We start from the raw sequence: 14,595 nt of genomic DNA, 5'->3' as shown, positions 1-14,595 counted from the left end.
TATAGTAAAACTCCTCCTCCGTTAGGTACAGGGATAATAATGACAACCACAATAATAATTGTGCTGATGATGTTGACAATATTAGTACTGTTACTAAACATGAGGAGATTCTATTCAACGAATATACTCCCACCTCTGATAAAAACAAAGAACTCTTCTATTATTTTTTCAGATAACGAACAACTGTTTGTTATCTGATATCCGAAAACAACAAGTGCAATACCTATGTATCGCACTTTAGTACTGACTTTAAAACTATACTTTACTCATTATCTGAAAGCCTATTAGATAATAGTAGATTTATTCAAACTAGCATTGGCACTCACGCTTAATCCAATGTTTCTCTCAATATGATCCGCTATCAAATCCCCAATAGCACTGGTGGAATAATTATTGACAGGATCAATATCCTTTGATACGAATCCATTCAATAAAGTCCATTCTACGGCTTTTCGAACCGTATGCGCCTCTTCAGTTAATCCGAAATGATCTAACATCATAGCTGCTGAAAGTATAGACCCTATTGGATTTGCGATATCTTTTCCCGCTGCTTGTGGATAGGATCCATGAATAGGCTCAAACAATGCTGCTTTATTTCCAACTGAAGCCGATGGCAATAAACCAAGCGATCCCGATAATACACTGGCTTCATCACTAATGATATCACCAAACATATTTTCTGTTAGCACTACATCGAATTGTGCAGGATTTAAAATGATTTGCATGGCTGCATTGTCCACATACATATAATTTACTGTCACTGTTGGATAGCTGATAGCAATCTCCTGAACAACAGTTCTCCAGAGTCGCGATGTTTCTAATACATTGGCTTTATCAATGAGGGTCAGCTTATTTTTTCGTTTTTGCGCATATTGAAAAGCCAACTGTGCAATTCTTTCGATTTCATACTTTGAGTAAGTACATTCATCAGTAGCCGCGTCTCCGTCAGCGGACTTTTCTTTTTTTCCAAAATAAATCCCTCCTGTCAATTCTCTAAAGATCACAAAATCTACATTTTCCAATAGTCTTGCTTTTACCGGAGACAAATGATGCAATGCTTTATAAGTATCAATCGGGCGAATATTGGTGTACAACTCCAATACTTTTCGCAATTTCAATAAACCTTGCTCCGGTCTTACAGTTGCTGAAGGATTGTTATCGTATTTAGGATCACCAATCGCACCAAATAATACAGCATCACTACTTAAACAAGTATCAATCGTTGCATCAGGTAATGGATTACCTGTTTGGTCAATAGCAATAGCCCCCACCACTGCAAAATGATAATCAAATGAATGCCCGAATCTTGCTGCAATAACATCCAGCACTTTAATACTCTGATTGGTGACTTCAGGACCAATCCCATCTCCCGGCAAAACAGCAATTTTCTTATTCATATATTTTTCTTTAGGCTACCTTTTGTTCAAACTGTTCAATTGCTGCTCGCATATTGATGAGATAATCAATATCATCATACCCATGTAACAAGCAGGTTTTTTTATAACTATTGATCTCGAAACTTTCTTTTTGACCAGATTTATCGATACAAACCGTTTGTGCTTCTAAGCTCACAGTCAGTGTATCTGCAGGTGACAACTGAAATAACTGTTGCAGAAACATATCACTAACGGTGATGGGTAATAAGCCGTTATTCAATGCATTGTTTTTAAAAATATCAGCAAAAAAACTAGATATCACTACTTTGAATCCATAATCCTTGATAGCCCAAGCTGCATGTTCTCTCGATGAACCACATCCGAAATTTTTACCCGCTACCAATATCTCACCACTGTATATTTTATGATTCAATACGAAATCTACTTTGGGTTGTGACTCATCATCATTGCTATATCTCCAGTCTCGAAAAAGGTTCTTACCAAAACCGTCACGTGTGGTGGCTTTTAAGAATCGTGCAGGAATGATCTGATCTGTATCGATATTCTCGATTGGCATGGGAACAAATCTGCTTTGTATGGTGGTTATTTTATCCATTTTTATTTTAGTAGTGTTTGGCTGATGGCTTATAGCATTACATTAATTCTCTTACGTCTGTTACAACACCTGTAATAGCGGCGGCGGCGGCTGTGAGTGGACTAGCCAATAATGTTCTTGCACCTGCTCCTTGTCTGCCTTCAAAATTTCTGTTGCTGGTACTGATGCAATATTCACCGGCAGGAATTTTATCTTCATTCATCCCTAAACATGCGCTGCATCCAGCTTGTCTGATTTCAAAGCCGGCGTCCTGAAAAATTTTATCCAATCCTTCTGCCTGTACCTGTTTTGATACCTGCTGCGATCCCGGAACAATCATTACTTGAACATGCTCATTCTTTTTTCTTCCTTTCACCAATAATGCCACTTGTCTGAGATCTTCAATACGAGAATTCGTACAACTGCCAATGAATATATGTTGTACCGGTAATCCTAATAAACACTTACCGCTTTCTAGTCCCATGTACTGTAATGCTTTTTCAATGGTATGACGCTCACCTTCATCGGGTATACTTTCGGCAACGGGAATGAAACCATTGATGGCAATACTTAATCCGGGATTCGTGCCATAAGTAATCATAGGTTGAATAGCAGTTGCATCAATATGAATTTCTTGATCAAAAACAGCATCTGCATCACTATACAATGCAGACCATTCTTGTATTTTTTGATTCCAAGATTCACCGGATGGCGCAAACTGACGACCTTTTATATATTGAAAAGTAGTTTCATCCGGAGCAATCATACCACCCCTGGCACCCATTTCAATACTCATATTACAAATGGTCATTCTTGCTTCCATAGACAATGATCGAATAGCTGAACCTGCATATTCAACAAAGTATCCGGTTGCTCCACTCGCAGATATCTGTGCAATTATGTATAAGATGATATCCTTTGCTACGACACCTTTATTTAATTCACCCTCTATATTGATACGCATTAGTTTGGGCTTAGTCTGCATCAAACATTGTGATGCAAATACCATTTCTACTTCACTCGTTCCAATGCCAAACGCGATGGCACCAAACGCTCCATGAGTAGAAGTATGACTATCGCCGCAAACAATCGTCATACCCGGTTGTGTAATACCTAACTCAGGACCAATCACATGAACAATACCCTGAAAAGGATGTCCCAATCCATATAACTCGATTTGATGCTTTTTACAATTCTCAATCAGTTGTTGTACTTGTATTCTCGATAACTCATCTTTGATCGGTAAATGTTGATTCAAAGTAGGTACATTATGATCTGCAGTTGCCACTACTTGTTGAGGTCTAAATACAGACAAGCCTCTTTTCTCCAGTCCTTTGAAAGCTTGTGGACTGGTCACTTCATGAATGAAATGTTTGTCGATATACAAAATAGAAGGCCCTCCTTCAATCTGTTTAACGACATGTTTGTCCCAAATCTTTTCAAATAATGTTTTAGCCATTGTATCGTATTACTTTCCAATCATTTAAATAGTTGCTATCTCAACACTTAAGCAGTAACAGGTTCTACCTGATAAGCCTGTGCCAGTACATGCAAGTCTGATTCTTCTACTTCTTTCTTTTTATCTGCTACTTTAAGAAACTCTTGATACAGAATATCGATATCGTTTCGATTGTACCGGTATCCAATCTTTTGAAACCGGTATGCCAGTGCACTTCTACCGCTTCTGGCCGTTAAAACGATCTTACTTCCTTCTGCTCCTACTTCTTCCGGATTGATGATCTCATAGCTTTGAGCATCTTTTAAAAATCCATCTTGATGAATTCCGGATGAATGAGAGAAGGCATTCGATCCAACAATAGCTTTGTTTGGTTGCACAGGCATTCGCATGATTTCTGCTACTTCTCTACTGATCGGATTTAATTGCTGTGTATGTACCTGTGTGTAAAAACCAAGATCTTTGTGTTGTTGTAAAATCATGACCACTTCTTCCAATGAAGTATTGCCCGCTCTTTCTCCGAGCCCATTGATGGTACATTCTATTTGTCTGGCACCATTGATCACACCTGCGATGGCATTGGCGGTGGCTAATCCGAGATCATTATGACAATGGCATGAAATAATGGCACGGTCAATATTAGAAACATGATTTTTGAGGTAGGCGATCTTTTCGCCATACTGATGCGGCAAACAATAACCGGTAGTATCCGGAATATTGACCACTGTAGCACCGGCTTTGATGACAGCTTCAATAACTGTTGCCAAATATGCATTTTCTGTTCTGCCCGCATCTTCTGCATAAAACTCAACATCATCCGTAAAATTTCTTGCCCATTTTACTGCTTGCACAGCTCTTTGTAAAATTTCCTCGCGAGTAGCATTGAATTTTGAACGGATATGATAATCAGATGTTCCGATGCCTGTATGTATTCTTGGTCTTTTTGCGTACTTCAACGCCTGGGCAGCTGTTTCAATGTCTTTTTGAACGGCGCGACTCAATCCACATACTGTTGCATATTTAACCGCTTTTGAAATCTGTTCCACCGATTCAAAGTCACCTGGTGATGAGATAGGAAAACCAGCTTCGATTATATCAACCCCCAGTGCTTCCAGTTGAAGTGCCAATTCCAGCTTTTCTTTGGTATTGAGTTTACAACCCGGAACCTGTTCACCATCTCGCAAAGTGGTATCAAATATGTGGACCTGCTGAGCCATGAATGGTTTATTATTTTTTTATGTAGGATAAAAAAGCAAGCTGTTTATATTTGTTAACGATTGCCTGTATTAACAAATTCACAGCCTGCTCATCATCGAATATAGATGCTCTGACCAGCGGCTTGAGATCAATTTTGCTGTTATTTTACGCCGTATGGAATGAGTTGTATTTGCTGAAACCCTTACTAGTAAAGGATCATAATCGTTTTGAATTACCATGCCCAACCGTAGTACAGATACTCTTTTTCAACTGATTCAGTCGCTTTCAGCCTCTGAAAAAAGGCATTTTAAACTGTATATGAAGTCCAGGTCGGGAGAATCAAGGGACTTGAAAGTGGTACAGCTCTTTGACGCTATCGATAAAATGAAGCAGTATGATGAAGACGCATTGCTCAAAAAGAACAAAAGCATTCTCAAACAACAGCTTTCGAATCTCAAAGCACGTTTATACCATGAAGTGCTCAGCAGTTTACGTTCATTAAAACAGGAAGAAAATATAGACCTGCAATTACATGAGCAACTCGACTTTGCTCGCTTACTCTATAATAAAGGACTCTATCTGCAGAGTTTGAAAGTATTGGATAAGATCAAGGAACTTGCTAAAGCGAATAATCAGGTTACTTATATTTTACAGGTTGTTTTTCTGGAGAAAAAAATAGAAGCCTTACATATTACAAGAAGTATGCAGGATCGTGCTGAAAAATTAAGTCTGGAATCTACGGAAGTTAATGAAAGACTGAGACTGATCGGTGCTTTATCTGATTTATCACTTCAATTATATAGCTGGTATATTCAGCATGGACATGCCAGGAACAATCATGACAGAGAGCAACTGGATGCTTTGATGAGCCAACCTATGATGGAAGCAGCTTCCAAAGCTGATAGTTTTTATGAGAAGTTATACCGATATCAATGTTTTTGTTGGTATGGTTTTATTGTTCAAGATTTTCTACTGTATTATCGTTATTGCCAGAAATGGGTTGATCTTTTTCATAAAGAACCTAAAATGATTGAAGTAGAAACCATGCATTATATCAAGGGTATGCACAATTTAATGGGGGCCCACTTTGATCTGCGTAATTATCAAAAATTTGATGAGACACTCAAACAGTTTGAAGCATTTTCAGAAAATCCGGGTATACAGCAAAATCAGAATAATCTGATTCAAATTTTTATCTATCTCTATACTGCAAAGCTGAACAAACACTTTATGGAGGGTACTTTTACCAAGGGGTTGGCATTGGTACCTGAGATTGAAGACAAGCTAAAACACTATGAGATCTATCTGGATCGCCATCGTATCCTTGTTTTTTATTACAAGTTCGCTTCCCTTTATTTTGGATCAGGCGATCATGAAAAGAGTATCGACTACCTGAATAAGATCATCAACTGGAAAGTAGATCTCAGAACAGACCTGCAATGTTATGCGCGACTTTTACATCTGATTGCACATTATGAATTGGGAAATTTCGACTTGCTGGAGTATTTGTTGAAATCAGTATATCGCTTCATGTCGAAAATGAATAATCTGAGTATTGTGGAATTAGAGATATTCGCTTTCTTAAAACAATCGTTCCGATTAACTCCGAGACAATTAAAACCTCATTTTGAAAAATTATTAGCCAAGCTTCGTAAGTTATCTAAGAATAAAATGGAAAGCCGTGCATTTATGTATTTAGATGTACTCTCTTGGCTGGAGAGTAAAGTGGAGGGTAAAGACGTACAAAAAGTGATTAGAGAAAAGTATTTGCACAATAAGTAATAGCTGGTAGTTACCACTGTTTGACAACTCTTTTATTAACCGATTTTCTCATACAGCTTCGGTTTTCTTTCTTACATTCATTGTTATAATTATGCTGTATGAAAAAGTTATTACTCCTGCTCAGTTTTCAGCTTTCCCTTTTCACTTCTTTCGCCCAAATTCCAAAAGCTCCTGAAGTAAAAGAAGGTGACGGACCTTACACACAATTAATTATTCGTGGTGTAACACTTATCAATGGTACCGGCGCACCACCGGCAGGGCCTGTTGATATTGTGATTGAGAATAACCGAATTGTTCAGATACAGACTGTTGGGAGTCCGGGTTTACCTATTAATCAAAGTAGGAGACCTGCTTTAAAAGAAGGTGGAAAAGAACTGAACTGTGAAGGTATGTTTGCCATGCCCGGATTTATTGATATGCATGGACATATCGGTGGTACTGCACAAGGTACGCCTGCAGAATATGTGTTTAAATTATGGATGGCACATGGTATCACTACCATCCGTGACCCATCGGCGGGCAACGGATTGGATTGGGTATTGGAACACAAAAGAAAAAGTGCTGCTAATACCATTACTGCTCCAAGGATTTTTGCATATACGGCTTTTGGACAGGGTCATCGTGGTCCGATCAGCAATGCAGAGCAAGCCAAAAACTGGGTTCGTGAAAATGCCAAGAAGGGTGCGGACGGAATTAAATTTTTTGGCGCTGCTCCCGAAGTCATGTATGCTGCTATTACCGAGAATAGTGAATTGGGATTACGTTCAACTGCACATCATGCACAAACAGATGTTGCTCGATGGAATGTATTGAATTCTGCTCGTGCAGGCATGACCAGTATGGAACATTGGTATGGTTTACCGGAAGCTTTGTTCACCAATAAAACGATTCAAGATTATCCTGCAGATTACAATTACAATAATGAACAACATCGCTTTGAAGAAGCCGGTAAATTATGGAAACAAGCAGCTCCTCCCTATTCAGATCATTGGAATAAAGTGATGAATGAACTGATCGCATTAGACTTCACAATAGACCCTACATTCAATATTTATGAGGCCAATCGTGATTTACACCGTGCGAGAAGAGCGGAATGGCATGAAGATTATACATTGCCTTCTTTGTGGAAATTCTATGAACCCAGCTATCAAAGCCATGGCTCATACTGGCATCAATGGGGAACAGAACAGGAAGTAGAATGGAAAAATAATTATCGTTTGTGGATGACTTTTATCAATGAATATAAAAACCGTGGTGGAAGAGTAACAGCAGGTTCTGATAATGGATTTATTTATCAAACCTATGGTTTTGGTTATATACGTGAACTAGAGTTATTACGTGAAGCGGGCTTTCATCCCTTAGAAGTAATACGCTCCGCCACCTTATATGGCGCACAAGCTTTGGGAATGGAAAAAGAATTGGGCAGCGTTGAAGCAGGTAAACTTGCCGATCTAGTAATCATTAACGCAAACCCATTGAAAAATTTACAAGTACTATACGGTACCGGTGCTATTGAGTTGACAAAAGACAATAAAATCGTAAGAACCGGCGGTGTACAATTCACTATTAAAGACGGCATTATATATGACGCCAAAAAACTACTTGCAGACGTAAAGAAAATAGTAGATGAGCAAAAAGCAAAGACCGGCTGGAAGTTGAAACAGCCGGGGGTGGAGTAGTTGATGGTTGACAGATGACAGATGACAGATGACAGTTGTGTATTGATGAAGAAGCTGTCAACTGTCAACTATAAACTGTCAACCAATCTCTCCCTGCTTTACTAAAATATCATTCGTAATCGGGAACTCAATTCTAAGTTGACATCCTTTTCCGGGTTCGGAATGGATATTGATTTGTCCGCCATAAAGTCCAACCCTCGTTTGGATATTGTGTATACCGATACCCTTTCTTTTCTTTTTAGTATCAAATCCAACACCGTTATCATTCACAGATAACCTGATAACTTCATCACGATACAATTCAATGACTACTTCTTTGGCTTTTGCGTGCTTTAAAATATTATTCATTTGTTCTTGCACTATTCGATAGATACTCAATTTGAATTCATAATGAATATCTTCTTCATAAAAGTTTTCACAAAAGAAATCAAAGTGTAGACTATTATTTGCGAGTTGAATATCTTCTAGCAAACCCTCAATAGCTTTGCAGAGTCCAAAGTCTTTAATGAGTGGCGTTACGAGTGCTTTTGAAAGTTTTCTAATCTCTTCAATAGCGTTGTATATAAAACTTGAAGACTGTTTCAGTAAAGCTTCCGCATTATTAGTTCCTTTTTCAGCAGTAGCAATGTACATCATGGCAACGGTTAGTTGCTGATTTACGTTATCATGCAATTCTCTACTTATTTCATATCGCTCTTTTTCTTGAACCCTGATGACTGCTTCTGTAATTTCCTTTTGTTTTGCCTCACGTTCTTCTTCTAGTTTACTTTCAAGTCTTACTTTTTCATCGATATTATTTGCCAATGCTAACACAGCAGTTCTTTCTTTAAAAAATATTTTCTGTGAATAGATTTCCATTGTCATCTCTTCCCCGTCCTTTCTCAGGTGCTTCCAAACACCTTGCATAATAGTATCCTGTCCTGTTTTTTTGAACTCCTCTACGAATAGTAGATACTTTTCAACATTTTCCTTTTTACGTAAGTCTTTCATATTTTTTGAAAGAAACTCATCTCGTGAGTACCCATATTCTTTCTGTGCGGTATCATTTACTTCTAGAATTTCTAAAGTATCAATATCCCATATATAAATAGACATGGGATTATTAAAAAACAAGCTACGATATCTTGCTTCAGAAGCTAAGATCGCTTCTTCTGCTTTCTTTTTTTCTGTTACATCCCTTGAGTTCGACACGATACCTTGTACAGCTGGATCTGCAAGTAGATTTGTAAGTTTTGTTTCCAGCCAACGCCACTCTCCTTTTTGATTTTTGAAACGGAAATACGGAATCTCATGATAGTCCGTTTTTTTGATGACTTCAAATCGATGAAGAATTTCCTGTAAATCATCCGGATGAATAAAATCAAATGTGCTTTGTCCTACAATCTCATCTTGACGATACCCTAAAACTTTCTCAACACTTGGGCTAGAAAAAGTAAATATGCCTTTGCTATCGAGTATCTTGATCATATCAGAGCCATTCTGTACCAATGATCGGAATCTCTTCTCACTATCCAGCAATTTCAATTCAGCCAGTTTTCTTTCAGTAATATCCTGCATAGAGCCAATCATTCGTATCGACTTCCCATTTACATACAGTAGATAACCTTGATCAAGAACATATGCGTATTCTCCATTCGATCGCATGAAACGGTATTCATCTTCCCATTGGTCGCTCTTTTGATCATTACATACATCTAATAAATTTTTAACTACCCGATCGCGATCATCCGGGTGAATTTTATCTGACCAAAAATCAAAATCAGTTTCTCCATTTTCAACATCATATCCGAATACGCGTCGCATATTCTCCTCAGCCCAAAGTATTGTTTTGGAAGAGAGATTCATATCCCATACTACATCATTCGTTACACGTGTCACAAATTTGTACCGATCAATACTTTCTCTCAGACTTTCCTGACTTTTCTTACGTTCGATACTATACTGTATGGACTTTTCTAGAAGCTTTTCATCAAATTCACCCTTGATCAGATAATCCTGCGCACCACTTGCCATGGTTTCAAGGGCTATTTCCATATCAATTAAACCTGTCAATACAACAATAGGTATTGACCCTGCATATTCATCTACTATTTCATAAGACTGAAGTCCGTTACTATCGGGTAAACTCAGATCTAATAAGACAAGATTTATTTCTTCTTTTTGTAAAACCTTACATGCTTCACCGGCGCTAGTAACTTTAATCAGTTGTTTTATGGGAAGCGTTGACCCCCTCAATAACTCTTCCAGTAGGAATAGATCACCGGGATTATCTTCAACAATCAATATGCTTAAGGGCAATCGGTAATCAGACATAACCTATGGTTTTAGGGAAATGATTGACACAGTTTTCATATAAGCTATACAAGATACTAAAATAAAGGGGTTATATATATCAATATATTCATCTTTTACTGAGTGTAAAAAAGAAAGAACTGCCTTGTCCAAGAGCTGATTTTACCCATATTTTTCCATTATGACGTTCAATAATCTTTTTACAAATAGCCAGTCCAATTCCCGTACCTGTATATTCAGATCGACTATGAAGTCGATGAAAAATCACAAATATTTTTTCATGAAAAGCAGGATCGATACCGATTCCATTGTCCTTGATTTCAAACAAATGGTCTTCTTCCTGTTCAGTGTAATGAATTGCAATGCTGGGAGTTCCTTCTTTATGGTATTTAATGGCATTACTAATTAAATTCTGAAAAAGCTGCAACAATTGTGTACGATTACCTTTCACAATCGGTAAATGATCAATTGTAATATTGGCTTTTACTTCATCAATTGATTTGCTAAGCAGGTTTTTGATCTCATCGACCAATAGATTCAGGTCTACATTTTCATTTGGTTCAGTATTGGATCCTACTCTGGAATAATCCAATAAATCCATGATCAGTATTTTCATTCTCTCAGCACCATCTACTGCAAAAGCGATGTATTGGTTCGCAGTTTCATCCAACTTTTCTTCATATCGTTTCTTTAGTAATTGTAGGAAACTTGTAACCATACGAAGAGGTTCTTGTAAATCATGAGAAGCAACATATGCAAATCTTTCCAGTTCTACATTTGAGTTAGCCAGTTCTTCTGCTCGACGTTTAAGCCTATTATTCAGTTCTACCAATAATGCTTCCGTTTCTTTTCTCTGTGATACATCCTGAGTGGCCCCAATCATACGAATAGGGGCACCATTCGCATCACGAATAATATATCCCTTATCGAATACATGTGCATAAGTATCATCTGATTTTCGAAATCTATACTCGTCTTCCCAGTATAGCTCTTGACTTCTGTAAAGAACAATTTCTCGCTTTGAAATCATGGCATCTATATCATCCGGATGTACTCTTTTGATCCAAAATTGATCATCAATACCTGCTATATCTTTATCGTACCCGAAAATGTTTTTCAATCCATCTCCTACTCGAAATACTTTATCGTTTTGGATATCCCAATCCCATATAGCATCATTGGTTGCCTTAGCTGCATAATAGAATCGTTCATTTGTTCTCAATAATTCTGCTTCCTTGGATTTGGTTTCAGTGATATCCCGAACATTAATAATAGCTCCCACTATCAAATCATTCTCATAAATAGGGCTATATCGAATATCTACAACAACTTTGGGATTATTATGAATAGGTGGAATCTCCACTATATTTTGTCTTACTGCCCCATTCAATACATCAGCATACAATTTTTTTAATATCGGAATTCTCTCCGGTTGTGCACTATCCAGAATAGACCTGCCCCTTTCAAATGGCACTCCCAATAACTGCTTTGATTTCTGTTCTGTAGCTTTATTAAAGTTAATAACCGTAAGATTTCTGTCAATGATAATAAACAACTCATCCGTATTATCAAGGATCATTCTCATATTCGCCTCTGAAGTGCGCAGTTCCTCTTCTCTTTTTTTACGCTCAGTAATATCTTGAATGATGGTAAAAGTTTTTTCTTCTTTTCCTTCCTCTTTAAAAATGACAGAAGATACCCAGATAGGAAATTTCTCACCATTTTTTTTAACTCCTATCAACTCACATATAATCTTCCCTTTTTCCTTTCTTTCTGCCAGCAACTCAGCTAAGCCGGGTGACTCTGGATCGATAATACCTTGTCGCCCCGCAATTTTAAACTCATCCAAAGAATAACCAAACATGGAACAGGCTGCAGCATTGGCATCCAGGATAGTGCCATCCGGTTTGGTCAAAAAGAAAGCATCCAGTGCATTTTCAATCATGACACGATAGATGCTGTGATCAGACATATTTCTGATATATGAGGTTATAAATAGTAAAGGCAGGAATGATTTTCCTCCTTTTTATCAAGCATAAATTCTCTCAATCGCCGATTTAAATTTCTCCATCACCACTTTTCGCTTTAAACTCATTTTTGGCGTCATTTCTCCTGTATCAATTGTCCATTCTTGAGGTAGTAATTCAAACTTTTTGATTTGCTCTACATGATTAAAGAAAGTATTATAGCTCTCTACCAGTTCTCTGTACAACTCCAGAACCCGCGGATGATGAATAGCATCTTCATTGGTGGTATAGGTAATACCTTTTTCTTTCATCCATTCTTTTAATGTCAAAAAGGAAGGCACTATTAAAGCGCCAACAAATTTTCTTTCAGAACCCACTACCATGATCTGTTCAATGAATGGACTCTCTTTCAATTTATTTTCAATAGGCTGCGGAGCTACATATTTACCACCACTAGTTTTGAATAGCTCTTTTTTGCGATCTGTGATCTTCAGGAATTTCCCATCTTCCAAAATTCCTATATCACCGGTATGTAACCAACCGTCGATCACTGCTTCTGCAGTAAGATCGGGTCTTTTGTAATAGCCTTCCATAACACTAGGACCCGCAACACATATCTCACCATCTTCTTCCAATTTGAGTTTTACCCCATTGATCACCGGACCTACGGTTCCGAACTTAGTGAGTCCTTTTGCTTGTCTATTGACACTGATCACCGGACTGTTTTCTGTTGGACCGTAGCCTTCAAACACCGGTATTTTAGCAGCATTGAAAATGCGAAGTAATTTTACCTGACATGCAGCACCACCGGTAACAATGAAAGAAACATTTCCACCAAGTGCTTCTCTCCATTTACTAAAAATAAGTTTATTGGCTATCGCTAATTGAATATTATACCAGAGACCTCCGCTTTTCAGGTTATCGTATTTTTCTGCAAGATCCACTGCCCAGAAAAATAATTTTCTTTTCAGTCCTGTTAATTCGTTCCCTTTAGACATTATTCTTTCGAATACTTTTTCCAGCAAACGCGGAACGGTTGTAAATCCATCAGGCTTGATTTCACGAAGATTATCACCAATCGTCTCTAAACTTTCTGCATAGTAAATACTAATACCACTGTAGAGATAGATATAAGTAACCGTTTTCTCAAAAATATGGTTGAGAGGCAGAAAGCTCAATACTTTTGAATCGGGCGCATCATTAAAAGGAAAACTTTCTTTGGAGAACTGAACATTGGAGTAAATATTTCTATGACTCAACATCACCCCCTTAGGGGTTCCGGTAGTACCGGATGTATAAATGATGGTAGCCAGATGTGAAACAGGTATGGTTGCTTTTACCTCATTTACTTTTTGCAATAAGGCATCATTGGCTAATGCAGTTACTTCAGACCAATGCTTTGCACCTTCTATTTTATCAAATGTATAAATCGCCTTGATAGAAGGCACTTTTGCAGCAACTGCTTTTGCTTTCTCTAATAACTCTGCATTACTTACAAAAAGATATTGCACTGCAGCATCATTAAGAATAAACTCTAGCTCTAAGGGACTGGTAGTTGGGTATACCGGTACCAATATCGCACCAATTTGTTGTGCTGCAAGATCTGTAAAAATCCACTCAGGTCTATTGTTACTGATGATAGCGATCTTATCACTAGACTCAGGTGTTATATCGCGAGCACTTACTCCAAGTTCAATCAAACCGGCACTGAATTTATTTACAATGTCTACTACTCGTTCAGTACTGTAGGTTGTCCACTGACCATTTTCTTTGGCAGCGAGCATATCGCTTTTAGGAAAACGATTCAACTGATGTTCAAGGCAATCAAATAATCTCTTTATCGTCATAGTGCAAGCATTCTAAAGTGTTCAAAAGTAAACGATAACAAATAAGAAAGACGATTTGTTATTGTTGTCTTTTTAATTTCTCATACTCTTCTTCCGCTAAGTCTCTGCCACTGCCATTGTACGCATTAAAATACTGAAAGCCAAGTGCGATTCCCCATCCCAACATCACCCATATTGGCCAAGGAGTGCCATGAAAGCCATGATATCGGCCCGTATTCATCCACCAAATCACCCATAGAAAAGCTATTATAATGATATAACTGTAAAGGCTTCTCTTAAATGAAGCACGTCTTTTGGCGATACGCCAGAGTTTGTCGTCTTTGGTAGGTTCCATGATAAGCAGTTTTAGGTTAGTCAATTTAAGCAAAAGAATACAAACAAAAAAGCCCGCAATAAGCTTGCGG

10 protein-coding genes are annotated in these 14,595 nt (G+C 37.8%); 2 read left to right on the top strand and 8 right to left on the bottom strand.

The genetic code is table 11. From position 1 onward, the window contains the following. Positions 1–284 precede the first annotated feature (284 nt). Genes leuB through ACTIEV_RS12090 form a run of 4 tightly spaced genes read right to left on the bottom strand, consistent with a single transcriptional unit; the run spans position 285 to position 4,644 of the window. Positions 285–1,397 carry a 3-isopropylmalate dehydrogenase gene (gene leuB / locus ACTIEV_RS12105; RefSeq protein WP_439516547.1) on the bottom strand — a complete coding sequence of 371 codons (1,113 nt, stop codon included), beginning with the start codon at positions 1,395–1,397 and terminating at the stop codon, positions 285–287. A 10-nt stretch (positions 1,398–1,407) separates the two neighbouring features. Further along, entirely contained in the window at positions 1,408–1,992 is a 585-nt protein-coding gene (gene leuD, locus ACTIEV_RS12100; RefSeq protein WP_439516546.1) for a 3-isopropylmalate dehydratase small subunit, read from the bottom strand. A 37-nt stretch (positions 1,993–2,029) separates the two neighbouring features. Beyond that, positions 2,030–3,430: a 3-isopropylmalate dehydratase large subunit gene (gene leuC, locus ACTIEV_RS12095; protein WP_439516545.1), complete on the bottom strand. Its 1,401-nt coding sequence runs from the start codon at positions 3,428–3,430 to the stop codon at positions 2,030–2,032. Positions 3,431–3,477: 47 nt separating this feature from the next. Continuing rightward, entirely contained in the window at positions 3,478–4,644 is a 1,167-nt protein-coding gene (locus ACTIEV_RS12090; RefSeq protein WP_439516544.1) for a 2-isopropylmalate synthase, read from the bottom strand. A gap of 298 nt (positions 4,645–4,942) precedes the next feature. Here ACTIEV_RS12090 and ACTIEV_RS12085 point away from each other — a divergent pair, with 298 nt between their 5' ends. Next, a complete protein-coding gene (locus ACTIEV_RS12085) occupies positions 4,943–6,406 on the top strand; it encodes a hypothetical protein (RefSeq protein ID WP_439516543.1) in 1,464 nt (487 codons plus the stop codon). A gap of 98 nt (positions 6,407–6,504) precedes the next feature. Further along, positions 6,505–8,085: an amidohydrolase family protein gene (locus tag ACTIEV_RS12080; protein WP_439516542.1), complete on the top strand. Its 1,581-nt coding sequence runs from the start codon at positions 6,505–6,507 to the stop codon at positions 8,083–8,085. Positions 8,086–8,163: 78 nt separating this feature from the next. Here the strand turns inward: ACTIEV_RS12080 and ACTIEV_RS12075 are convergent, their stop codons facing one another. The 4 genes from ACTIEV_RS12075 to ACTIEV_RS12060 form a co-directional block, all read right to left on the bottom strand. Then, entirely contained in the window at positions 8,164–10,398 is a 2,235-nt protein-coding gene (locus tag ACTIEV_RS12075; RefSeq protein ID WP_439516541.1) for a PAS domain S-box protein, read from the bottom strand. A gap of 88 nt (positions 10,399–10,486) precedes the next feature. Beyond that, entirely contained in the window at positions 10,487–12,349 is a 1,863-nt protein-coding gene (locus tag ACTIEV_RS12070; protein WP_439516540.1) for a PAS domain S-box protein, read from the bottom strand. A gap of 57 nt (positions 12,350–12,406) precedes the next feature. Continuing rightward, the gene (locus ACTIEV_RS12065; RefSeq protein ID WP_439516539.1) at positions 12,407–14,191 is read right to left on the bottom strand and encodes an AMP-dependent synthetase/ligase; all 1,785 of its coding nucleotides are present in this window, start codon (positions 14,189–14,191) and stop codon (positions 12,407–12,409) included. Between the two features lie 58 nt (positions 14,192–14,249). Next, the gene (locus ACTIEV_RS12060; protein ID WP_250687187.1) at positions 14,250–14,525 is read right to left on the bottom strand and encodes a 2TM domain-containing protein; all 276 of its coding nucleotides are present in this window, start codon (positions 14,523–14,525) and stop codon (positions 14,250–14,252) included. Positions 14,526–14,595 lie beyond the last annotated feature (70 nt).

The sequence above is a fragment of the Sediminibacterium sp. genome (genome assembly GCF_051861365.1).
In the GTDB taxonomy this organism is placed as follows: domain Bacteria; phylum Bacteroidota; class Bacteroidia; order Chitinophagales; family Chitinophagaceae; genus Sediminibacterium.
This window is presented reverse-complemented; position numbering and strand designations above follow the sequence as displayed.

What these genes read in the sequence shown, in the direction of transcription:
- leuB (WP_439516547.1), bottom strand. Translation starts at nt 1,397, where the DNA reads ATGAATAAGAAAATTGCTGTTTTGCCGGGAGATGGGATTGGTCCTGAA.
- leuD (WP_439516546.1), bottom strand. Translation starts at nt 1,992, where the DNA reads ATGGATAAAATAACCACCATACAAAGCAGATTTGTTCCCATGCCAATC.
- leuC (WP_439516545.1), bottom strand. Translation starts at nt 3,430, where the DNA reads ATGGCTAAAACATTATTTGAAAAGATTTGGGACAAACATGTCGTTAAA.
- ACTIEV_RS12090 (WP_439516544.1), bottom strand. Translation starts at nt 4,644, where the DNA reads ATGGCTCAGCAGGTCCACATATTTGATACCACTTTGCGAGATGGTGAA.
- ACTIEV_RS12085 (WP_439516543.1), top strand. Translation starts at nt 4,943, where the DNA reads ATGAAGTCCAGGTCGGGAGAATCAAGGGACTTGAAAGTGGTACAGCTC.
- ACTIEV_RS12080 (WP_439516542.1), top strand. Translation starts at nt 6,505, where the DNA reads ATGAAAAAGTTATTACTCCTGCTCAGTTTTCAGCTTTCCCTTTTCACT.
- ACTIEV_RS12075 (WP_439516541.1), bottom strand. Translation starts at nt 10,398, where the DNA reads ATGTCTGATTACCGATTGCCCTTAAGCATATTGATTGTTGAAGATAAT.
- ACTIEV_RS12070 (WP_439516540.1), bottom strand. Translation starts at nt 12,349, where the DNA reads ATGTCTGATCACAGCATCTATCGTGTCATGATTGAAAATGCACTGGAT.
- ACTIEV_RS12065 (WP_439516539.1), bottom strand. Translation starts at nt 14,191, where the DNA reads ATGACGATAAAGAGATTATTTGATTGCCTTGAACATCAGTTGAATCGT.
- ACTIEV_RS12060 (WP_250687187.1), bottom strand. Translation starts at nt 14,525, where the DNA reads ATGGAACCTACCAAAGACGACAAACTCTGGCGTATCGCCAAAAGACGT.